The 20068-nt window shown below is 58.8% G+C and carries 19 protein-coding genes and 1 pseudogene; 11 read left to right on the top strand and 9 right to left on the bottom strand.

Features of this window, described 5'->3' with window-relative positions; genetic code table 11:
- Nucleotides 1–50 precede the first annotated feature (50 nt).
- The 3 genes from rph to hemW all read left to right on the top strand — a co-directional run bounded on the left by rph (nt 51) and on the right by hemW (nt 2735).
- The gene (gene rph / locus N7578_RS10830) at nt 51–767 is read left to right on the top strand and encodes a ribonuclease PH (protein WP_311110347.1); all 717 of its coding nucleotides are present in this window, start codon (nt 51–53) and stop codon (nt 765–767) included.
- Between the two features lie 118 nt (nt 768–885).
- Nucleotides 886–1530, top strand: coding sequence for an RdgB/HAM1 family non-canonical purine NTP pyrophosphatase (gene rdgB / locus N7578_RS10825; protein WP_311110346.1), 645 nt, complete (start codon nt 886–888; stop codon nt 1528–1530).
- 5 nt (nt 1531–1535) lie between these two features.
- Nucleotides 1536–2735 (top strand): radical SAM family heme chaperone HemW, encoded by a 1200-nt coding sequence (hemW, locus tag N7578_RS10820; protein WP_311110345.1) that lies wholly within the window; start codon nt 1536–1538, stop codon nt 2733–2735.
- Between the two features lie 159 nt (nt 2736–2894).
- Here the strand turns inward: hemW and dnaA are convergent, their stop codons facing one another.
- The 4 genes from dnaA to mutM all read right to left on the bottom strand — a co-directional run bounded on the left by dnaA (nt 2895) and on the right by mutM (nt 7391).
- The gene (gene dnaA / locus N7578_RS10815; RefSeq protein WP_311110344.1) at nt 2895–4358 is read right to left on the bottom strand and encodes a chromosomal replication initiator protein DnaA; all 1464 of its coding nucleotides are present in this window, start codon (nt 4356–4358) and stop codon (nt 2895–2897) included.
- Between the two features lie 866 nt (nt 4359–5224).
- Complete coding sequence (gene rpsT / locus N7578_RS10810) at nt 5225–5491, bottom strand: 30S ribosomal protein S20 (RefSeq protein ID WP_004439523.1); 267 nt, start codon at nt 5489–5491, stop codon at nt 5225–5227.
- Nucleotides 5492–5686: 195 nt separating this feature from the next.
- On the bottom strand, nt 5687–6460 hold the full coding sequence (locus tag N7578_RS10805; RefSeq protein ID WP_311110343.1) for an enoyl-CoA hydratase: 774 nt from the start codon (nt 6458–6460) through the stop codon (nt 5687–5689).
- Nucleotides 6461–6494: 34 nt separating this feature from the next.
- Entirely contained in the window at nt 6495–7391 is an 897-nt protein-coding gene (mutM, locus tag N7578_RS10800; protein ID WP_311110342.1) for a bifunctional DNA-formamidopyrimidine glycosylase/DNA-(apurinic or apyrimidinic site) lyase, read from the bottom strand.
- Nucleotides 7392–7534: 143 nt separating this feature from the next.
- On the opposite strand from mutM, the gene ubiE reads away from it, so the two are divergent.
- The gene (ubiE, locus tag N7578_RS10795) at nt 7535–8311 is read left to right on the top strand and encodes a bifunctional demethylmenaquinone methyltransferase/2-methoxy-6-polyprenyl-1,4-benzoquinol methylase UbiE (protein WP_311110341.1); all 777 of its coding nucleotides are present in this window, start codon (nt 7535–7537) and stop codon (nt 8309–8311) included.
- Nucleotides 8312–8348: 37 nt separating this feature from the next.
- Nucleotides 8349–9923: a 2-polyprenylphenol 6-hydroxylase gene (ubiB, locus tag N7578_RS10790; RefSeq protein WP_311110340.1), complete on the top strand. Its 1575-nt coding sequence runs from the start codon at nt 8349–8351 to the stop codon at nt 9921–9923.
- Here ubiB and N7578_RS10785 read toward each other — a convergent pair.
- From N7578_RS10785 to N7578_RS10775, 3 genes are all read right to left on the bottom strand, one after another.
- Nucleotides 9916–10275, bottom strand: coding sequence for an MmcQ/YjbR family DNA-binding protein (locus N7578_RS10785; RefSeq protein ID WP_311110339.1), 360 nt, complete (start codon nt 10273–10275; stop codon nt 9916–9918). The two genes, ubiB and N7578_RS10785, sit on opposite strands and share 8 nt — an antisense overlap.
- Entirely contained in the window at nt 10272–11477 is a 1206-nt protein-coding gene (gene coaBC, locus N7578_RS10780) for a bifunctional phosphopantothenoylcysteine decarboxylase/phosphopantothenate--cysteine ligase CoaBC (protein ID WP_311110338.1), read from the bottom strand. Before coaBC ends, N7578_RS10785 begins: the two co-directional genes overlap by 4 nt.
- Nucleotides 11478–11546: 69 nt before the next feature.
- The gene (locus N7578_RS10775) at nt 11547–13130 is read right to left on the bottom strand and encodes a peptide chain release factor 3 (protein WP_311110337.1); all 1584 of its coding nucleotides are present in this window, start codon (nt 13128–13130) and stop codon (nt 11547–11549) included.
- Between the two features lie 90 nt (nt 13131–13220).
- On the opposite strand from N7578_RS10775, the gene dut reads away from it, so the two are divergent.
- The 3 genes from dut (at nt 13221) to cysK (ending at nt 15497) form a co-directional block, all read left to right on the top strand.
- On the top strand, nt 13221–13691 hold the full coding sequence (gene dut / locus N7578_RS10770; protein ID WP_311110336.1) for a dUTP diphosphatase: 471 nt from the start codon (nt 13221–13223) through the stop codon (nt 13689–13691).
- Between the two features lie 76 nt (nt 13692–13767).
- The gene (locus N7578_RS10765) at nt 13768–14385 is read left to right on the top strand and encodes a LysE family translocator (RefSeq protein WP_311110335.1); all 618 of its coding nucleotides are present in this window, start codon (nt 13768–13770) and stop codon (nt 14383–14385) included.
- 143 nt (nt 14386–14528) lie between these two features.
- Nucleotides 14529–15497: a cysteine synthase A gene (gene cysK / locus N7578_RS10760; RefSeq protein WP_311110334.1), complete on the top strand. Its 969-nt coding sequence runs from the start codon at nt 14529–14531 to the stop codon at nt 15495–15497.
- A 136-nt stretch (nt 15498–15633) separates the two neighbouring features.
- Here cysK and N7578_RS10755 read toward each other — a convergent pair.
- Together N7578_RS10755 and N7578_RS23770 are read right to left on the bottom strand one after the other, a co-directional pair.
- Nucleotides 15634–16935, bottom strand: a pseudogene (locus N7578_RS10755) (YifB family Mg chelatase-like AAA ATPase); the annotation flags it as partial.
- A 304-nt stretch (nt 16936–17239) separates the two neighbouring features.
- Entirely contained in the window at nt 17240–17461 is a 222-nt protein-coding gene (locus N7578_RS23770; RefSeq protein ID WP_162750774.1) for a helix-turn-helix domain-containing protein, read from the bottom strand.
- A gap of 196 nt (nt 17462–17657) precedes the next feature.
- Between N7578_RS23770 and N7578_RS10750 the strand changes: the two genes are divergently transcribed.
- The 3 genes from N7578_RS10750 to N7578_RS10740 all read left to right on the top strand — a co-directional run bounded on the left by N7578_RS10750 (nt 17658) and on the right by N7578_RS10740 (nt 20023).
- Entirely contained in the window at nt 17658–17957 is a 300-nt protein-coding gene (locus N7578_RS10750) for a DUF6634 family protein (RefSeq protein WP_311110333.1), read from the top strand.
- A 171-nt stretch (nt 17958–18128) separates the two neighbouring features.
- A complete protein-coding gene (locus N7578_RS10745) occupies nt 18129–19667 on the top strand; it encodes an AAA family ATPase (protein WP_311110332.1) in 1539 nt (512 codons plus the stop codon).
- Nucleotides 19668–19822: 155 nt separating this feature from the next.
- Nucleotides 19823–20023, top strand: coding sequence for a hypothetical protein (locus N7578_RS10740; RefSeq protein WP_065689214.1), 201 nt, complete (start codon nt 19823–19825; stop codon nt 20021–20023).
- Nucleotides 20024–20068 lie beyond the last annotated feature (45 nt).

The raw sequence follows: 20068 nt of genomic DNA, 5'->3' as shown, positions 1-20068 counted from the left end.
AAGGCTTGGCCGCGCCTTAGAAGGCTGAAACGAACATGGAGAGTGACGAGATGCGGCCCTCAGGCAGAAAAACCGACCAGATGCGCAAGGTTTCCTTCGAGCGTAACTTCTCGAAACATGCGGAAGGCTCCTGTCTTGTCAAATTCGGTGATACGCATGTGTTGGTAACGGCGAGCCTTGAAGAAAAGACGCCGCCGTGGCTGCGCAACAGCGGCAAGGGCTGGGTTACGGCCGAATATGGCATGCTGCCGCGCTCCACGCATGACCGTATGAAACGTGAAGCGGCGAGCGGCAAACAGGGTGGCCGCACCCAGGAGATCCAGCGCCTGATCGGGCGTTCGCTCCGCGCCGTGGTCGACCTTCAGGCTCTCGGCGAGCGCCAGATCAGCATCGACTGCGATGTCATCCAGGCGGACGGCGGCACACGCACGGCCTCGATCACCGGCGCATGGATTGCTCTCCATGACTGCCTGAAGTGGATGGAAAGCCGCAACATGATCAAGGCCGACAAGGTGCTGAAGGATCACGTCGCAGCGATCTCATGCGGCATCTTCGCCAACCAACCGGTCATCGATCTCGACTATCTCGAGGACTCGTCTGCGGAAACGGACGCCAACTTCGTGATCACCGGTGCGGGCGGCATCGTGGAAATTCAGGGGACAGCGGAAGGCACACCTTTCAGCGAAGAAGAATTCCTGACGCTTCTCGGCCTTGCCAAGACCGGATGCGCCGAACTCGTCGCCTTGCAGAAGCAGGCAATTGCCTAGCGCATCGACCCGAAAATCGAATAGGATTTTCGGGCAACACGATGCGTAATTGAAGAAATTGGAGCGTCTATGTGCGTCACAAAAGACGCACGACGCTCTAAGCCGATAGGGATACACCATGCGAAAGCTCGACACCCGTACGATCGTCGTCGCCAGCCACAACAAAGGCAAGATTGCGGAAATCGCCGATCTCATCGGACCTTTCGGCTTTTCGGCAAAGTCTGCGGCTGAACTGAATTTCGCCGAGCCGGACGAGACGGGTACGACCTTCGAGGAAAATGCAGCCATAAAGGCGCTTGCCTCGGCCAAGGCGTCGGGTCTGCCTGCGCTTTCCGACGATTCCGGCCTGGTGATCGACGCGCTTGATGGCGCACCGGGTGTCTATACCGCCAACTGGGCAGAAACAGCTGACGGCAGCCGCGATTTTCATATGGCGATGCAGAAGGTCGAAGACGCGCTTGCCGAACGCCAGGCGGCTGATCCGGCGGATCGCACCTGCCGCTTCGTCAGCGTGCTTTGCCTTGCCTGGCCGGATGGTCATCTTGAATATTTCCGCGGCGAAGTGGAAGGCACTGTCGCCTGGCCACCGCGAGGAACGAGCGGTTTCGGTTACGACCCGATCTTCCAGCCGCAGGGCTATGAGGCTACATTCGGTGAAATGACGGCGGACGAAAAACATGGCTGGAAGCCGGGCGACGACTTCGCCCTCTCCCACCGCGCCCGCGCCTTCAAGAAATTCGTTGAAACGTGCCTGGAGGCGTGAACCCGATGATCGGGGAGCATCAGATTTCTGCCCCCGGCGCGTCGCTTCTGCCGGATACGGGCGATCCAGGTTTCGGTATCTACCTGCATTGGCCGTTCTGTGCGGCCAAGTGTCCTTATTGCGACTTCAACAGCCACGTCCGCCACAAGCCGGTGGATCAGGACCGCTTCACTGCCGCTTTTCTGAAAGAAATGGAGCGCATGCGTGCCATCAGTGGCCCGCGCGTCGTTACCAGCGTCTTCATGGGTGGCGGTACGCCATCGTTGATGAATCCGCAGACGGTTGGCGCCCTTCTCGATGGCATCGCGAAATTCTGGCATGTGCCTGACGGTATCGAGATCACCATGGAAGCCAACCCTTCCAGTGTCGAGGCGGAACGTTTTCGCGGTTACCGGGCGGCGGGAGTGAACCGGGTGTCGCTCGGGGTTCAGGCTCTCAACGATCGTGACCTGAAATTCCTCGGCCGACTGCACGATGTCGCCGATGCGCTGAAAGCAATCCGGCTTGCGCGCGAGATTTTTCCACGTATGTCCTTCGACCTCATCTATGCCCGCCCGAACCAGACGGTCGAGGAATGGGACGCGGAACTCAAGGAAGCTGTGTCCTATGCCGTCGATCATCTGTCGCTCTACCAGCTGACGATTGAGGAAGGCACGCCTTTCTACGGACTGCACAAGGCGGGCAAACTCATTGTCCCAGACGGGGAGCATTCCGCCGTTCTCTATGAGGCAACGCAGGAAATCACCGAACGTTATGGCATGCCGGCCTACGAGGTATCGAACCACGCCCGTCCGGGTGCGGAAAGCCGCCATAACCTTACCTACTGGCGTTACGGCGATTATGCCGGTATCGGGCCAGGCGCGCACGGCCGTCTGACCAAGGGGGCATCCAAGCTCGCCACGGCAACCGAACGTCACCCGGAAACCTGGCTTGAAGCCGTCGAGCGAGACGGCCACGGCATGATCGATCAGGAGCTTCTGGGCGTGGACGAGCAGTCCGACGAACTGCTGCTGATGGGTCTGCGTTTGCGGGAAGGCGTCGATCTGGCGCGGTGGAGCATGCTTTCCGGGCGCGATCTCGATCCTGAAAAGGAAGACTTCCTTCTGAAACACGGCTTTGTCGAGCGGCTCGGAAATTCGCGGCTGCGCTGCACGCCGGCAGGCATGCTCATTCTCGACGCAGTGGTCGCCGATCTCGCCTGCTAACGTTCTGTGCATCCTCATCGGACGCATCAGAAACGCTCCAAACTTGTCAGACCCTGTCCATTTCTGTTCAGCACGTAGACCCGCTTTTCGGCGAGCGCACTGAACAGCCTTTGAATTCTCAGGCAGAAAACAAAAAAAGCGGCCCGAAGGCCGCTTTTTTCATGCGTTGTTTTCGTTGATCAAACGTTTCAGCAACTCGACCTCATGACCGAGTTTGGTGTCGCCCGAAATCAGCTCCTCGATCTTGCGGACGGCGTGCAGAACCGTCGTGTGGTCACGCCCGCCGAACCGGCGGCCGATCTCCGGGAAAGAGCGCGGCGTCAGCATTTTCGCCAGATACATGGCGATCTGGCGCGGCTTGACGATGACGCGGGTGCGACGGTTGGAGACAAGCTCCTGACGCGACACGTTATAATGCTTGGCGACGATACGCTGGATGTCTTCGATACGGACACGCTTTGCCTCGCCCGTTCCAACGAGATGCGAAAGCAGTTCATCGACACGATCAACCGAGAGGTTCGGCTCGAAAGAGCGACGGAACATCAACTGGTTGAAAGCACCTTCCAGCTCACGGCCGCTCGCCGTCACGCTCTTGGCAACATGCGTCAGAATATCGTCCGAAATATCGAAGGACGGGTCATCCTGCCGTGCCGAACCGACACGACGGTTCAGCATTTCGTAGCGCATATCGTAATCCGGGCCTTCGATTTCGATGGCCATGCCACCCTGAAGACGCGAACGCACACGCGGATCAAGCGATTCCAGCTCCCATGGAGCGCGGTCGGCAGCAACGACGACCTGTTTGGCACTATCCAGCAGCATGTTCAGCAGATGGCAGAATTCATGCTGGATCATCTTGCCCTGCAGGAACTGCATGTCGTCGATGACCAGCAGATCGATGTTGCGCAGCGTATCCTTGAGCGTCAATGCATCATTGTCGCGGATCGCGGTTGCGAAACGCCACATGAAATATTCGGCCGTGAGATAAACGACGCGCGGATTGCGCGGGCTGTCTATCGCCGCATTGGCGATCGCCTGCAAGAGGTGCGTCTTGCCGAGGCCGACGCCCGCATGAATGAACAGCGGGTTGAAGCGCACTGCACCGGCACCGGCTTCCGCGATCGTCTTGGCCGCCGCCAAGGCAACACGGTTTGAAGAGCCTTCAACAAAGGTGTCAAAGGTGAAGCGCGTGTCGAGCGGAGAGCCAAACAACGGGCCGGAAGCTCCCTGACGTACGGCAGGCTGCGCGGTGGCCGACTGAAGAGACGGCGTGACTGCGGGCTGCTGCGGCATGGCCGGCTTGTTGCGCTGAACCACACCCATGTCCTGTATCGGCTGGATACGCTCTTCCACTTGCGCGGGACGCACCGGACGGCTGGCCGAACGAACCAGGATTTCCACCTTGAGAACGTCCGGATCCTCGCTCTGCACGAGGTTGGTGATGAGGTCCATATAACGGTTGTTGATCCACGACTTCAGAAAGGTCGTTGGAACGGTAAAGCGGACGACGCTTTTGGAAACGGAATGGAGTTTAAGTCTTGCAAACCAGCTTGCGTAGACCTCGGGACCGACCTGTGCCTTGAGCCGCGCGCTAAAACGTTCAAACAGCGCATCGTGCTTCATTGTCGATTTGTCCCCTGCCGCGTCAGAGCAAGCTGCATCGGATGCCTTTGGTGCACGGTCCCCGTCCGTCACCGCACCCATCGCCAAATTCAATTGCATATTGCCGCCTTTCAAATTGCCAATCATAGCCTGACGATAAAAATCATCGTCAGGGATCCCCCTCGTTCTATTCTCGCCTTTGACATTCCCCTCGCAAGAACTGTCCAAGGCTCCACTCGTTCGCGAGCCGGTTATCCCATTTCCCTCTTCATCATGGAGAGGCCTGCGATACGCTACAACACTCCTTCCGTTGCAACCTGAGCATGCATTTCTTCAGACAAAGACTATCCGTCCGCTCCGAGACCGGAACGGCGCAAATAGCTCCATGAACTGAGAAAACGGATCCCGAAAGATCCGCCCGCAACAAGGTGAATATCGCCGATACGATCATCGAGATAATCTGTGGACTGAGATCCGCACCCCTTGTTGAAATGCATTTAGGCAGGATCGATAGCAGAGATCAATGGCGTTTTTTCTGCAAAAACGAACAACGGCCATTGACTCAGGAATGCCGTTTTGCATCACGGGAAGGGCCCGAAGCAGAATCTCTTATGAATCAATGAGATTCAAATTTCACGTTTTCCGCGAGACGATTTTGGCAGAAAAATAAAAATTATCTTGACTCGAAACTTGTCGCGACTTCCGTAAAGAAAGCCTCCCACTTTAAAAGTAACCTCCAGCAAGCCATTGATTTTAAATAATTTTTTGTGTCGTCCGCCTGACATGCTATTGTCACGCTACCGTAGAAAAGATTAACGTACGGTTAGAATCACAAAAAGCCCGGCCAAAGGCCAGGCTTTTTTTATAGTAAATTGTGATTAGCCGGATTAGGCGGAAAGTGCCTTAACACGCTGCGCCAGGCGAGACACCTTGCGGGAAGCCGTGTTGCCGTGCAGAACGCCCTTGGTAGCGGCACGCTGGATTTCCGGCTGTGCAGCCTTCAGAGCTTCGGTGGCTACTGCCAGATCGCCAGTTGCGATGGCTTCTTCAACCTTGCGGATGAAGCCGCGAACGCGCGAACGGCGAGCCTTGTTGACTGCGGTACGGCGAGCGATCTTGCGGGTCGCCTTTTTCGCCGAAGTTGTATTGGCCATGTATGCCTCTCTTCGAATTCGAACCAAATTCCGCAACCACAGGATCGGGTCGTTCCACGACCTCACGTAACCCAAGAATGCGGGAGTAATTTCGGACAAGCCGGATGGCTTTCCGTAACCGTGGGCGGGCATATACCGTTAAAGCAGACGCCCGTCAACGCGCATTTTCAGCAAAAACGCCGTTATTCCGAATCCTTAGCGATTCCGGAACGCGGGTTTGCGCTTTTCCACGAAGGCCGCCATGCCCTCCTTCTGGTCCTGCGTGGCGAACAGGGACTGGAACAGGCGACGCTCGAATCTGAGCCCTTCCGCAAGCGGCATCTCGAAGGAACGATTGACGCTTTCCTTGGCCATGATGACCGAAGCACGCGACAGTGACGCAATGCGTGCCGCGGCCTCGATCGCCTCTTCCAGGAGACTGGCTACCGGCACGATCCGCGCCACCAGCCCCGCGCGCTCAGCCTCTGCGGCGTCCATCATGCGGCCAGTCAGGACCAGATCCATCGCCTTGGCCTTACCAACCGCTCTGGTGAGCCTCTGAGAGCCGCCCATGCCAGGAATGATGCCCAGCGTGATTTCCGGCTGGCCGAACTTCGCCGTCTCAGAGGCAATGATGAAATCGCACATCATCGCCAGCTCACATCCGCCGCCGAGTGCGAAACCGGAAACGGCGGCGATCACCGGCTTGCGGGTTGCCGCCACATCGTCCCAGCCACCGAGAAAATCGCCGACATAGGCATCCACGAAATCCAGCGACTGCATCTCCTTGATGTCGGCCCCGGCGGCGAAAGCCTTTTCAGAGCCGGTGATGACGATGGCACCAATGGAATCATCAGCAGAAAAGGACGCCAGTATGTGCCGCAGTTCCTTCAGCAAAACGGAATTGAGAGCATTCAGCGCCTTTGGACGATTGAGCGTGATGACGCCAACCTCGTCACGTTTTTCAACCTGTATCGTTTCGTAGTCCACGACGGCTTTCCCTTCTCCGTTACATGTTGCACAGCTACTTCTGGCAGGCAGCACAATAAAAGGTCGAACGCCCCGCCTGCACGATCCGTTCAACCGTACCCCCACAGTCCGGAGTGCGGCAAGGCTGGCCCTGCCTGTCGTAGACGGAAAAGGAATGCTGGAAATAACCGAGCGTGCCGTCCGTCTGGATATGATCTTTCAGCGACGAGCCACCAGCGGCGATGGCATCGGCGATCACGTCGCGGATCTTTTCCGTCAGCCCGACAAGCTGCGCGTTCGGCTTGCCGGTTTTGGTCACCAGCGTTCCCGAAGCACGCAACGGCGACAGATTTGCACGCCACAATGCCTCGCAGACATAGATATTGCCCAGACCCGCAATGACCTTCTGGTCGAGCAGAGTGGTCTTCAACGGCTGGCTTTTCCCCGCAAATCTCGAAGCCAGATAATCCGCGCCCAGCGCATTGCCGGTCGGCTCCGGGCCAAGCCCCGCAAAAGCCGGATAGAGGTCCATCCTGCTGCGCTCGACCAGATGCATGAAGCCGAACCGGCGCGGATCATTATAGATGACCGAGACGCGGCCTTGCGCGCCCTCAATATAGAAGATGACGTGATCGTGCTTGCCATCCTTGGAGCGGGCATGATGGAAGTCGCCTGGCGTCTTTGTACCATCCTGCTGATCCGTCTCCACGCGGAACGATCCCGACATGCCGAGATGGCAGATGATCGTCAGCCCGTCCTCAAGTTCGATCAGCAGGTATTTCGCCCTGCGTCCCAAGGACACGATCGCCTTGCCTTCGATCAGGGAAACGAAGTCTTCCGGAAAAGGAAAACGCAAGTCCGGCCGGCCGAGATGGACCTTGCGGATCGTTGCGCCTTCCATGGCAGAGATCAGGCCACGTCTGACCGTTTCGACTTCAGGCAATTCTGGCATCTGGCGTATCCGGGTGTTTATCGTTAGGACCAAGTGGTCTATAGATCGCGTGCAAAACGTCGCGGTCAATTGATGCCGCAACAGATAGCGCTGCCATGGCGTTTCCGCTATGGTCCGCAGCGCAATAAATACGGAGACCGACGATGACCGACGCCCGCACAACTGCCGAAGGCGGCATGGAAACTTCCTATGGCTTCCACAAGGTGGACGAAGGCACGAAGCAGGGACTGGTCAACGAGGTTTTCCATAAGGTCGCCAAGCGCTACGACATCATGAACGACGTTATGTCGGCGGGCATGCACCGGCTCTGGAAAGACGCCATGATCGCGGCACTCAACCCGCGCAAGGATGCGTCCTACAGAACGCTCGACGTCGCGGGCGGCACGGGCGACATCGCATTCCGCATCATCGAAGCCTCCAACCGGCTGGCCCATTCCACGGTCCTCGACATCAACGGCTCAATGCTGGCCGTCGGGGAAGAACGCGCCGCCAAAAAGAAGCTCTCCGACAACCTGACTTTCGTGGAGGCCAACGCCGAGGAGCTTCCCTTCGAGGCGAACAGCTTCGACGCCTATACGGTCGCCTTCGGCATCCGCAACGTGCCGCGCATCGATGTCGCGCTGAAGGAAGCCCACCGCGTGCTGAAGCGTGGCGGACGCCTGCTTGTGCTCGAATTTTCCGAAGTCGAAATGCCGCTTCTCGACCGCGTTTACGACGCATGGTCGTTCAATGCCATACCGCAGTTCGGCAAGATGATTACCGGCGACGCGGAGCCCTACCAGTATCTGGTGGAATCGATCCGCAAGTTCCCCAATCAAGAAGATTTCGCGACGATGATCCGTACCGCCGGCTTCTCCCGCGTCACCTACACCAATTATACCGGCGGCATTGCCGCCCTGCATTCCGGCTGGAAGCTCTGATACACATGGCTGGAAAAGGCAGGAGACAAGCATCGGCATGAGCACTCTCGGCGCATATTTCCGTCTCGCAAGGGTCGGCTGGGTTCTCGTGCGCGAAGGCGTAGTGCTGGCTTTGCCATCCGACGATCTGCCGCCAGCCGCGCATGTGCTCAAGGCACTGCTGAAGCCGTTTGCCCGCAGCAGGGCAAAACGCGCCCAGCGCAGCGACCGGCTGGCAACGGCAGTGGAACGGCTGGGACCGTCCTACGTCAAGATGGGGCAGTTTCTTGCGACGCGGCCGGATGTGGTCGGCGCAGAGTTCGCCGACGATCTTGCCAGCCTTCAGGATCGGATGGCATTCTTCCCGATCGAGGCGGCCAAAGCCAACATAGAGGGCTCGCTCGGGCGCCCCGTTTCCGAACTGTACCGGGATTTTGGCGATCCGATCGCTGCAGCTTCGATCGCGCAGGTTCACCCCGCGACGATCAGTACGCCGAGCGGCCCCCGCAAGGTGGCGGTGAAGGTCATCCGCCCCGGCGTTCGTCAGCGTTTTCAGAACGATCTGGAGGCGATGTATCTGATCGCCGACCTGCAGCAGCGTTTCGTACGGTCTGCCCGCCGTCTGCGCCCCGTCGAGGTAACGCGCACGCTGGAGCAGACAACAAAGATCGAGATGGACCTGCGGCTTGAAGCCGCCGCCCTTTCCGAACTTGCCGAAAACACCAAAAACGATCCCGGCTTCCGCGTACCGGAAGTCGATTGGGAGCGTACCGGCCGCGACGTCGTGACCATGGAATGGATCGACGGCGTGAAGATGTCCGATGTCGAGGGGCTGAAAGCTGCCGGCCACGACCTCAACACGCTGGCCGATACGCTGATACAGTCGTTCCTGCGGCATACGTTGCGCGACGGCTTCTTCCATGCGGACATGCATCCCGGCAATCTTTTCGTCGATCCGCAGGGCATGATCGTTGCCGTGGACATGGGCATTGCCGGTCGTCTTGGCAAAAAGGAACGCCGTTTCCTCGCGGAAATCCTTTATGGCTTCATCACCCGCGACTACATGCGCGTGGCGGAAGTTCACTTCGAGGCAGGTTACGTTCCCAGCCACCACGATATTGCCAGCTTCGCGCAGGCGATCCGCGCCATTGGCGAACCGATCCACGGCCAGCCGGCCGAGACGATTTCCATGGGCAAGCTGCTGACGCTGCTTTTCGAGGTCACCGAGCTTTTCGACATGGAAACCCGGCCTGAACTGGTGATGCTGCAGAAGACCATGGTGGTGGTGGAGGGCGTGTCGCGCATTCTCAACCCCCGTTTCAACATGTGGAAGGCTGCCGATCCGGTCGTTGCGGGATGGATCCGCGACAATCTTGGACCGAAACGAATCGTCACCGATCTAAAGGACGGCCTGAAGGCTGCGGTCAAACTTGCCGAAGCCGCGCCGGAAATTGCCGCAAAGACGGAAAAATTCCATGCCGACCTGATGGCGATGAGCGAAAACGGACTTCGCTTCGACGCCCAGACAGCGGAAGCAATCGGCAAGGCCGAAGCCCACCACACCCGTTGGGGCAGACTGGCACTCTGGGTCATTGCGGCGACGCTCGTCTACATCGCCATCCGGATCAGCTGAAGAAAATTCCGAGTTCGGAACGCAATTTCTTCGTCAGTCCTGTGGCGACAAGCTCATAGGACCGGCGAACATAATGCTCCAGTTCTTCGGCTTCGAGCGGCGCGTGATCCGAAATCGATATCCATTTTCGCTTGGCGAAATATGGCGCCTGATCGATGCCTTCCAGCGAAGTGAGGATTTCAAAGCTCTCCTCGGAGCACTTGATGACGAGGCGAAAGTTTTCCCGCTCGCCCAGAACGGCAAAAACCTTGTCTCCGACCTTTGCGACGTGGGAATCCCACTGATCGACAAAACGGACACCCGGCCATGTCTTCAGGGTGGCGTCGAAGGTTTTCTGCTCGAACAGGCTCACGCGAACTTCTCCGCAATCAGGGCGGCAAGGCGTTTTGCAACTTCGGCCTTGTCGAGATCTGGCCAAACGTCGATACCGTCTTTCGAAATGATCTTCACGCTGTTGCGGTCGCCGCCCATGATGCCGGTTTCGGCCGAGACATCGTTGGCCACGATGACATCCGCGCCCTTGCGCTCCAGCTTGGCGCGACCATTCGTTTCCACATCCTGCGTTTCGGCGGCAAAACCGACGACGATGCCGGGACGCTTTTCATGATGCCCCACGGTTTTCAGGATATCGGGGTTCTCGGCCAATTGCAGAGCGGGTGGCTGCTCACCTGGCTGCTTCTTGATTTTCTGCTCTGCTGAGGTCAGCACGCGCCAGTCGGCAACGGCTGCGACCATCACGGCGATATCGGCCGGCAGATGGGACAGCACGACATCGCGCATTTCCTCGGCGCGCTCCACGTGGATTGTCGTCACGCCCGCGGGATCGGGGATCGTTACCGGACCGGATACCAGCGTTACATCCGCCCCCAGTTCGGCGAGGGCGGACGCAATGGCATGGCCCTGCTTGCCGGACGAACGGTTGGCGATATAGCGCACCGGATCAATCGGCTCATGTGTCGGGCCGGATGTCACGATGGCCTTTTTGCCCTTCAACGGCTTCGGGGCATGATCCAGCAGTTTTTCGACAGCCTCGACGATCTGCAGCGGCTCAGCCATACGGCCCAGGCCCGCCTCGCCTTTTTCCGCCATCTCACCAGCCATCGGTCCGATGAACCGAATGCCGTCCGCCTTCAGCGTTTCAATGTTTCGCCGTGTCGCTTTGGCCGACCACATTTTCGGGTTCATGGCAGGCGCGACCAGCACATCACGATCCGTCGCCAGAAGCACGGTGGAAGCAAGGTCGTCGGCAAGGCCGTTCGCCATTTTCGCCATCAGATCGGCGGTCGCGGGCGCCACCAGCACCAGATCGCAATCTCGCGCCAGCCGAATATGGCCGACATCCTGCTCATCCTGCCTGGAGAAAAGCTCGGTGAAGACATGGGTTGCCGACAGCGCGCCGACAGCAAGCGGCGTGACGAATTCCTGCGCGCCCTTCGTCATAACCGGCGTGACCTTCGCGCCGCGCTCTTTCAGACGGCGGATAAGATCGAGGCTCTTATAGGCCGCGATGCCGCCGGAAATGATGAGAAGGATATGCTTGCCTGAAAGTACCATGCGCAAAGGAATCCGTTATTGATAAACGGACCCTAAGCCCTTGGCATTCAAAGTGCAATCCAGCGAATGTCACGCCGCCTTGGCGACGTGATATTCCTTGATGGCAACCATTTTGATGGCCGGAAAGCGTTCCGCTTCATAGCGAAGAGAGAAAGCGTCCTGTGCGAGAAACACCGGATCGCCATCCAGATCGCGGGCGATATCGCCCCGCTTGACGTTCAGGAACTTGTCCATCTCCGCCGGCTGATCCGAGGAAATCCAGCGGCAGACGGAGAAGCGTGACATTTCGAAGGACACCGGCAGGCCGTATTCGCCCATCAGGCGTTCTTTCAGCACATCGAGCTGCAGCGCGCCGACCACGCCGACGATGGCAGGCGATCCGTCTTCCGGCGAAAAGAGCTGCACGACGCCCTCTTCCGCCATCTGCTGCAGGGCTTCCTTCAGCTTCTTCGCCTTCATTGCATCTTCCAGACGCACGCGGCGCAGGATTTCCGGCGAGAAGTTCGGGACGCCCTGAAACACGAGGTTTTCACCCTCGGTCAGCGTATCACCGATGCGCAACGTGCCGTGGTTGGGAATGCCCACCACATCGCCTGCATATGCCGTATCCGCCAGCTGACGCTGCGAGGCAAAGAAGAACTGCGGCGCTGTCAGGCCCATCTGCTTGCCGGTGCGGGCAAGGCGCGCCTTCATGCCGCGTTCCAGCTTACCGGAGCAGATGCGGGCAAAGGCGATACGGTCGCGGTGATTGGGATCCATGTTCGCCTGAATCTTGAAGACGAAAGCCGTCATCTTTTCTTCAGCGGCATGGACAGTACGGGTATCTGCCACCTGATCGCGTGGCGGCGGGGCAAAATCACCAAGCGCGTTTATAAGGTCGCGCACACCGAAATTCCTCAACGCGGAACCGAAGAATACCGGCGTCATGTGACCTTCAAGGAAGGCCTGACGGTCAAAGGGACGGCAGGCTTCCAGCGCCAGTTCCGTTTCCTCGACGAAGGCATGACGTTCGTTTTCCGGCAAGCGGTCGGCCACGGCCCGAGGGCCGTTCACGGGCAGACCTTCGACCTGCGTGTCGTTGCCGCGGAAAGTGTTTTCCGCCAGATTATAAGCGCCGGAGAAGGTTTTGGCACGACCGACAGGCCAGGTGATCGGCGCGGTATCGAGCGCAAGCTTTTCCTCGACTTCATCGAGAATCTCGAAGGGATCGCGGCTCTCACGGTCCATCTTGTTGATGAAGGTGATGATCGGAATGTCGCGCATGCGGCAGACTTCGAACAGCTTCAGCGTACGCGGCTCGATACCCTTGGCGGCATCGATGACCATGATCGCCGCATCCACGGCCGTCAGCGTGCGGTATGTATCGTCGGCGAAGTCTTCGTGGCCGGGCGTATCGAGAATATTGAAAACCCGGTCGTTATATTCGAAGGTCATGACCGAGGTGACGACGGAGATGCCGCGTTCGCGCTCGATCTTCATCCAGTCCGAGCGGGTCTGGATGCGATCCTTCTTCGCCTTCACTTCACCGGCGAGCTGGATCGCTCCGCCGAATAGCAGCAGCTTTTCGGTCAGCGTCGTCTTACCCGCATCCGGGTGCGCGATAATAGCAAAGGTGCGGCGGCGGGAGACCGCCTCGGCAAGTGTTTCGGCCATTAGACAAATCCTGTGGAATTGCGGGCTATCTAGCGTTTCAGGCCCGCTTTTGCAATTGACCTTGGCCTCTTGAGGGAAAACTAATGCCGCATGACCATGCAAAACACCGCCTCCCCCTCCCTGAAACTCGTCCGCCTCGACCACGGAACGGGTATCGAACTGCCATCCTATGAAACCAGTGGCGCTGCCGGCATGGACCTGCGCGCCGCCGTCTCTCAGGACGAGCCGATGGTGCTCAAGCCCGGCGCCCGAGCCCTCGTGCCAACCGGCTTCGTCTTCGAGGTTCCGGTCGGCTATGAAGCGCAGATCCGCCCGCGCTCGGGCCTTGCGTTCAAGAACGGCATCACCTGTCTGAACTCTCCCGGTACTGTGGACAGCGATTATCGCGGCGAAGTGAAGGTCATTCTTGCCAATCTGGGCGACGCCGATTTCATCATCGAGCGTGGTATGCGCATTGCTCAGATGGTGATCGCACCGGTCACGCAGGTGACGGTGGCAGAGGTGACGGAAACCTCCTCGACAGAGCGCGGGGCTGGCGGCTTCGGCTCCACGGGCGTATGAGCCGCGCCATCGGGTTCACACAGTTGTGAAACCATCGGATTTGAGCTAAAAGCGGCGCAATTCCGAGGGGATTTCCATGACAATCACGACCATTCTCGCCTACGCCACCGCGCTATTCGTCGCCGCTGCCATTCCAGGCCCCGGCATGACGGCAATCGTGGCACGAGCGCTTGGATCGGGCTTTCGCGAAACCTTCTTCATGGGCCTGGGTCTGGTGCTCGGTGACATGGTGTACCTCACTGCCGTCGTTCTTGGCCTTGCCTTCGTTGCTCAGACTTTTCAGGAAGCCTTCATGGTACTGAAATTCGCAGGCGCCGCCTATCTGCTCTACATCGCATGGAAGCTTTGGACCGCAGGTCTTCTGCCGCAGGACCTGCAGGCCAAAAAGAGCACAAGCATCGGCATGTCCTTTCTGTCGGGCCTGCTCATCACGCTCGGCAACCCGAAGACAATGCTTTTCTACGTGGCGCTGGTGCCGACGCTGATCGACCTTCGCACGATCGGCGGCTCCGAATATGTCACGCTGCTCGCCGTGACCTTCGCCGTGCTGATGGCGGTGCTGCTGCCCTATATCCTGCTGGCATCGAAAGCCCGTATGCTTCTGAGGCGGCCGAGCGCTCTGACGATCCTCAACCGCTGTGCCGCGGGTATTCTGGCCGGAACGGCGGCGATGATCGCTACCAGAACCGCTTGAGATTTTATTCCAGTATTTCCACGCCAGGAAGCATTTGATCCTATAAAAATGGACATATAAGCACGCCGGTTCTCTGGTATCCTTCCTGCATTCGCCCTATCCTGCGCGAAATTTCTGCCAGTAAAAAGCACAGGAAGACACCCATGTCGGAAACCAAGAAGCCGGGACGCGGACGCGTCTATTCCTCCATCACGGAAACCATTGGCGACACCCCGATCGTGCGCCTCGACAAGCTGGCGAAAGAAAAGGGCGTCAAGGCTAACCTACTGGCAAAACTAGAATTTTTTAATCCGATCGCCTCGGTCAAGGACCGCATCGGCGTTGCCATGATCGAGTCGCTGGAAGCACAGGGCAAGATCACACCAGGCAAGACGACGCTGGTGGAGCCAACCTCCGGTAATACGGGTATCGCGCTGGCTTTCGCCGCTGCCGCGAAAGGTTACAAGCTGATCCTGACCATGCCGGAAACCATGTCCGTGGAGCGCCGCAAGATGCTGGCGTTGCTCGGCGCGGAACTGGTTCTGACCGAAGGCCCAAAGGGGATGAAGGGCGCTATCGCCAAGGCGCAGGAACTGGCCGAAACGCTGCCGGATGCGCTGATTCCCCAGCAGTTCGAGAATCCTGCCAATCCTGAAATCCACCGCAAGACGACCGCAGAGGAAATCTGGAACGACACCAACGGTGAAGTCGACGTCCTCATATCCGGCGTCGGCACCGGCGGCACGATCACTGGCACAGGTCAAGTTCTGAAAGCGCGCAAGCCGGACGTGAAAGTCATTGCGGTAGAACCAGCGGACAGCCCGGTTCTCTCCGGCGGCAACCCCGGTCCTCACAAGATTCAGGGCATCGGCGCCGGTTTCGCGCCTGCCATTCTCGACACCAAGATCTACGACGAAATCGTCACCGTCACCAATGACGAGGCGTTCGCTACAGCGCGCCTGGTGGCGCGCATCGAAGGCGTCCCGGTCGGCATCTCGTCCGGTGCGGCACTGGCTGCAGCCATAAAGGTCGGTTCGCGCGAGGAAAATGCCGGCAAGAACATCGTCGTCATCATTCCTTCCTTTGCGGAACGTTACCTCTCGACGGCCCTGTTCGAAGGGCTTGGCCTCTAGCCACCGTTACAACGCCCCGTCCTGCACCTGCGCGACGGGGCGTCCCATTCGCCCGAGGGAAAATTGCAGGCAGATACGATCCTGCCGCCACTGATCCCGCAAGACGAGCGCTCGTACCGGACCACACGGTCGGGTATCATGCGGCAGCGGTCAATCTTTCCCCGGCGATGCGATAGGAAACGGCTTCCGCGACATGGATGCGACCAACGGTTTCCTTACCATCAAGATCGGCGAGCGTGCGGGCGACCTTGAGAATACGGTGATATCCGCGCGCCGAAAATTTCAGCCGCTCCGCTGCATCTCGTAACAATTGCAGGCCGGAGGCATCCGGCTCGGCGAATTTTTCGATGAGCGACGTCGAACAACGGGCATTGGTGCGGATTTCACTGGCACCCGCCGATGCATAACGCTCCTGTTGCGCCATCCGGGCACGGGCAACGCGCGCGGCAACGTCAGCGCTCGATTCCGCTGCCGCCGGTCGTATCAGGTCGGCCGCCGAAACAGCCGGTACGTCGATGCGAATATCTATACGGTCCATCAACGGTCCCGAAATCCGAGCCTGATAGTCGCTCACGCACCTTGGACCTCTGGCGCAGGTGAAACCCGGTTCGCCCGACATGCCGCATTTGCAGGGGTTCATGGCCGCTACGAGCTGTATCTGCGCCGGATAGCTGACCCGGTGATTGGCGCGGGCGATGATGCATTCGCCCGTCTCAAGCGGCTGGCGCAACGCGTCCAGCGCCTGAGGGGAAAATTCCGGAAACTCATCGAGAAACAAAACACCACGGTGGGCAAGCGACGCTTCCCCCGGCCTCGCCTTCAATCCCCCCCCAACGAGAGCGGCCATAGTGGCGGAATGATGTGGTGTGCGGAACGGCCGCCGATCCGACAGCTTGCCGCCGGACAGCTGCCCGGCGATGGAATGCACCATGGAGACTTCAAGCAGTTCGGCAGCCTCAAGCGGTGGCAAAATGGACGGAAGCCGGGCGGCCAACATGGATTTTCCCGATCCTGGAGGACCGACCATCAGAAGATTATGGCCTCCGGCCGCCGCGACTTCCAGCGCCCGCTTGGCGCTTTCCTGCCCCTTGATATCGGCGAGATCCGGCAGGTTGGCGGGATTTGCCCGAATGGCGGGGTGCGGCCTTGAAAGGAGCTGCGTTCCGCGAAAATGATTGGCGAGTGCGATAAGGCTTCGCGGCGCGAGAATGTCGATACCCGTACCGGCCCACGCGGCTTCGGGGCCGCTTTCCGCCGGGCATATCAGCCCCTTGCCTAAAGCATTTGCAGCGATTGCCGCAGGCAAGGCACCAGCCACCGCACCAATGGTACCATCGAGGTTGAGTTCGCCCAGCACCACATAGGCATTCAGCGCCTCCGCCGGAATTGCCCCGAGGGCCGCCATCAGCCCCAACGCGATGGGCAGATCGAAATGCGAGCAAATGCCACGTTTGTGATTTTGTATGCAGGAGTGCGGGCGAATTCGGTCAAAGGATAGGAAGAGGCCGACGGTCAACTCCCCATTTAAATGAAGTATGCGTGCCGATCGCCCATAGGCGATCGAACAGCACGCATTCCGCTTAGAAGACAAGGCCGAGGAGCGGAGCCTACTTCGCAGCGGACGAGGTCTTGTCGTCAAATTGACTAAAGAAGTCGGCCGACAGGCCGTCATTTCCGGCGAAGCCGCTCTGGACCCCGACCGGAGGAAGGGGCTTTGAGACTCGAGGTCTCAGCAGTGTCAGTTACTCAGGCCGCTCATCATCATAAGATCCGACCACAAAGCTTGCTCGGATACCCCATCCTTCTGCCCCAGTCGGCTGAAGAAACGCGACGCCGCATTTCCCGTAGTGGCGAACTAGCTTTTCGACGCTCGCGATGCCGGCGGAACCCTTTTCGATCATATAGATCGTGCGAGGACTTATACCGGAATGCTCCGCCACCTCGGACTGGGTTTGCCCAAGCATAAGTCGTGCGACAGCAAGGATTCGTGACGGCGGCCTCATACCGCCTTGGTGTCACCAAAAGCTTCGCTTCGCAAATAAATGTTGACAATAGCGAGCGAATCGCAAAAAAACGCGATTATATCGCTAATAATAGCGATGGAATCGATAGTCACTCACGGCCTGTTAAGGCCACGAATCGCAGGAAGAGGTGGTTCCGATGAAGTTCACGTACTTAAGCGCGGAAGATGCGCAGAGGCTTTCCGCTGATCTACGTGCGGTTGAAGCTGGATCGGTCGGGACACTCGCCCTTCACATCGCTCCCATCCTCGAAGCTCACCAAATGTATTCGCGCAGGACCGCCTGCCTCTCCGGGTACGTCTTCGGCCATCCTTCTCTGGGCGACGGTCGTGAAATCATGACGAGTCAGCTTATGTATATGGACACAGAGGCCGGCATCGCGCGTACGGTCAACCGTTGGTATCGCCTTGGGCATCCGGCCGGAACTGGACGAGTATGAACGGGACAACCGACAGCCCTCAGTTTTCGATCATTTCCAACACCGGCGACGTCGATCCGGGAGAGATTACCCGCAAGGAACCTTCTCGCGATCGGACGTTACACCGCACGACACTTCCATGCAGAACAGCAACTGCTTCGCAGTGCTCGACCGGGTTCGAGAGGGTGTCCCGTGACAGATAAACCGCCATCACTAGACCGCCATTTTCAACGCCGGCAAAAGGCGGCAATTGCCGGGTTGCATTTGCCGACCGCCGAGGAACTGCTCCGAGGGATGGCGTTCTTCCGCGAGGACTTGGCTGAAGACATCCGCGAATATTCCGGCCGACTGGCAGGTCGAGTTAAAAAGCGCAAGCGGACTGGGCTTGCACTGCTCGCCACCAGCCTGGATGAGTTAGCCGTAGAGCCGAGCGAGGACAGCGTGCTTGCCGTGGAGGCTGCTCTCGATCTCATCGAAGATACCCAAGGTTTACCCGTCGAAGAGTGCCGCCTGCGATGCCGGTTCTATAGGGCCTTCTTTGGGGACGGCCAAGCAACAGCTCTAATTTCCGGTGAGATCGCGCATCTCGCTTCTGGGGATCGATCTCTTGCGGAGAGCCGAGACCTGCTTTGGCGTTCGCTTGGTTGGGCGGCACAATCCCATGTACTCGACTGGCGCCGACGAGCAGGCCTCTCTGTTCAGAGGTCAGCGAAGTGGTTCGAGCCGGAAGTTCAGGCCTACGAACTGCACTTTAAAAATTTGATCACGTCATCAATGGTCGATGAAGCGGAAGTTAAGGATTCGTCACCGATAGGCCTTGCGGTAGAAACGTGGGAGGAAGAGCCACCAGGGCACGAAACGCGAGCGACTGATGGGGTGGTCATTATCCGCGGCATCGGTAATGACACGACGGTCGATGGAAAGAGAGTGGCGAAGGAATTTGCGAAGTTCAAACAACGCCCGTTGCCACTGCGCCGTATGCCCGAGCTCCCCCTTGTTCGTGGGCGACTGATCGCAGAATTCCCCTATGCGGTGACGGTTGTTGACGCTGTGCTTGAGGGCCTCAGTGGTCGGCCAAATGTGCACCTGAGGCCGATCATCCTGCTCGGAGCACCCGGAAGTGGCAAGACACGTTTCGCAAGGAGATTGACGGAGGAACTCGGCGCGCCCTATGAACTTATTTCTTGTGGAGGCTTGAGCGATAGCGCCATCGGCGGAACGGCCCGGAGATGGTCGTCGGGCGAACCTAGCCTTGCGGTCATGGCCGTGTGTCGACACGAATGCGCCGGAACAGTCGTCATTCTCGATGAGATTGAGAAGATCGGTACAGGCCGGCGCAATGGGAACGTGCACGACGTGCTGATCGGACTGTTCGAACCTGAGACATCGCGCCGCTGGCATGATCCCTACCTTCAGGCCCACTGCGATCTGTCGCACGTGTCTTGGCTGATGACGGCGAACTCGCTGGAGCCGATTCCGGCGGCTTTGCGGGACAGGTGCCGAATCCTTAGTTTTCCCATTCCAGGAACCGATCATTTACCACTGATCGCTCCGCGAATCCTGCAGCGGCTGTACATCGAGACGGGTCACGATCCGCGCTGGGCGACTCCCCTTGAAGGATTCGAGTTGGACGCCTTGGCGAGCTTTTGGACGGGTGGTTCGATCCGGAGGCTGGAACGTCTCGTTGAAGGATTGCGGGAGGCGCGCGAACGTACGAGGCGGCGACAATGAACTTCCCGAACGCCGTGTGAGGTTACACGCATCTCTTGCTGGAGGCGACCGCCTGCTCATCCCGGGCTACGCGCCCCCAGCCGCTCGCCCGCCGCACCGCCAGCTCTAGGCGAAAGATCGTTCACTCGTTAGCTACTGTTTGAGAGGGGGCGGACATGCCACGCGGTGGTAAGGACGAGACGGCCAAACCCCGCGACCTTGGGAGGTTGAGAGATACGGTCGACGACAACGAAACGTTTGGCGAGGCGCTCTCACGGGCTGGCTTCGAGCCGGCTCAGGTCGGGCGCAAGGTCGTGTCCCAGGGAAAACGCAGGGAGACGCTGAAAAAGCGGGTTTTGGACAACGAGGACAAGTAGCGCTTCGGAGGGTGTTTCCGAGAGTAGTGTCGCTATCCCTGTGCG

The sequence above is a fragment of the Agrobacterium tumefaciens genome, from assembly GCF_031801495.1.
In the GTDB taxonomy this organism is placed as follows: domain Bacteria; phylum Pseudomonadota; class Alphaproteobacteria; order Rhizobiales; family Rhizobiaceae; genus Agrobacterium; species Agrobacterium tumefaciens_K.
The sequence above is the reverse complement of the archived record's forward strand: the minus strand, read 5'-3'. Positions and strand labels throughout refer to the sequence as shown.

Excerpts from the sequence above, each read along its gene's own strand:
- rph (WP_311110347.1), top strand. The coding sequence starts at position 51 with ATGCGGCCCTCAGGCAGAAAAACCGACCAGATGCGCAAGGTTTCCTTC.
- rdgB (WP_311110346.1), top strand. The coding sequence starts at position 886 with ATGCGAAAGCTCGACACCCGTACGATCGTCGTCGCCAGCCACAACAAA.
- hemW (WP_311110345.1), top strand. The coding sequence starts at position 1,536 with ATGATCGGGGAGCATCAGATTTCTGCCCCCGGCGCGTCGCTTCTGCCG.
- dnaA (WP_311110344.1), bottom strand. The coding sequence starts at position 4,358 with ATGAAGCACGATGCGCTGTTTGAACGTTTTAGCGCGCGGCTCAAGGCA.
- rpsT (WP_004439523.1), bottom strand. The coding sequence starts at position 5,491 with ATGGCCAATACAACTTCGGCGAAAAAGGCGACCCGCAAGATCGCTCGC.
- mutM (WP_311110342.1), bottom strand. The coding sequence starts at position 7,391 with ATGCCAGAATTGCCTGAAGTCGAAACGGTCAGACGTGGCCTGATCTCT.
- ubiE (WP_311110341.1), top strand. The coding sequence starts at position 7,535 with ATGACCGACGCCCGCACAACTGCCGAAGGCGGCATGGAAACTTCCTAT.
- ubiB (WP_311110340.1), top strand. The coding sequence starts at position 8,349 with ATGAGCACTCTCGGCGCATATTTCCGTCTCGCAAGGGTCGGCTGGGTT.
- coaBC (WP_311110338.1), bottom strand. The coding sequence starts at position 11,477 with ATGGTACTTTCAGGCAAGCATATCCTTCTCATCATTTCCGGCGGCATC.
- N7578_RS10775 (WP_311110337.1), bottom strand. The coding sequence starts at position 13,130 with ATGGCCGAAACACTTGCCGAGGCGGTCTCCCGCCGCCGCACCTTTGCT.
- dut (WP_311110336.1), top strand. The coding sequence starts at position 13,221 with ATGACCATGCAAAACACCGCCTCCCCCTCCCTGAAACTCGTCCGCCTC.
- N7578_RS10765 (WP_311110335.1), top strand. The coding sequence starts at position 13,768 with ATGACAATCACGACCATTCTCGCCTACGCCACCGCGCTATTCGTCGCC.
- cysK (WP_311110334.1), top strand. The coding sequence starts at position 14,529 with ATGTCGGAAACCAAGAAGCCGGGACGCGGACGCGTCTATTCCTCCATC.
- N7578_RS23770 (WP_162750774.1), bottom strand. The coding sequence starts at position 17,461 with ATGCTTGGGCAAACCCAGTCCGAGGTGGCGGAGCATTCCGGTATAAGT.
- N7578_RS10750 (WP_311110333.1), top strand. The coding sequence starts at position 17,658 with ATGAAGTTCACGTACTTAAGCGCGGAAGATGCGCAGAGGCTTTCCGCT.
- N7578_RS10740 (WP_065689214.1), top strand. The coding sequence starts at position 19,823 with ATGCCACGCGGTGGTAAGGACGAGACGGCCAAACCCCGCGACCTTGGG.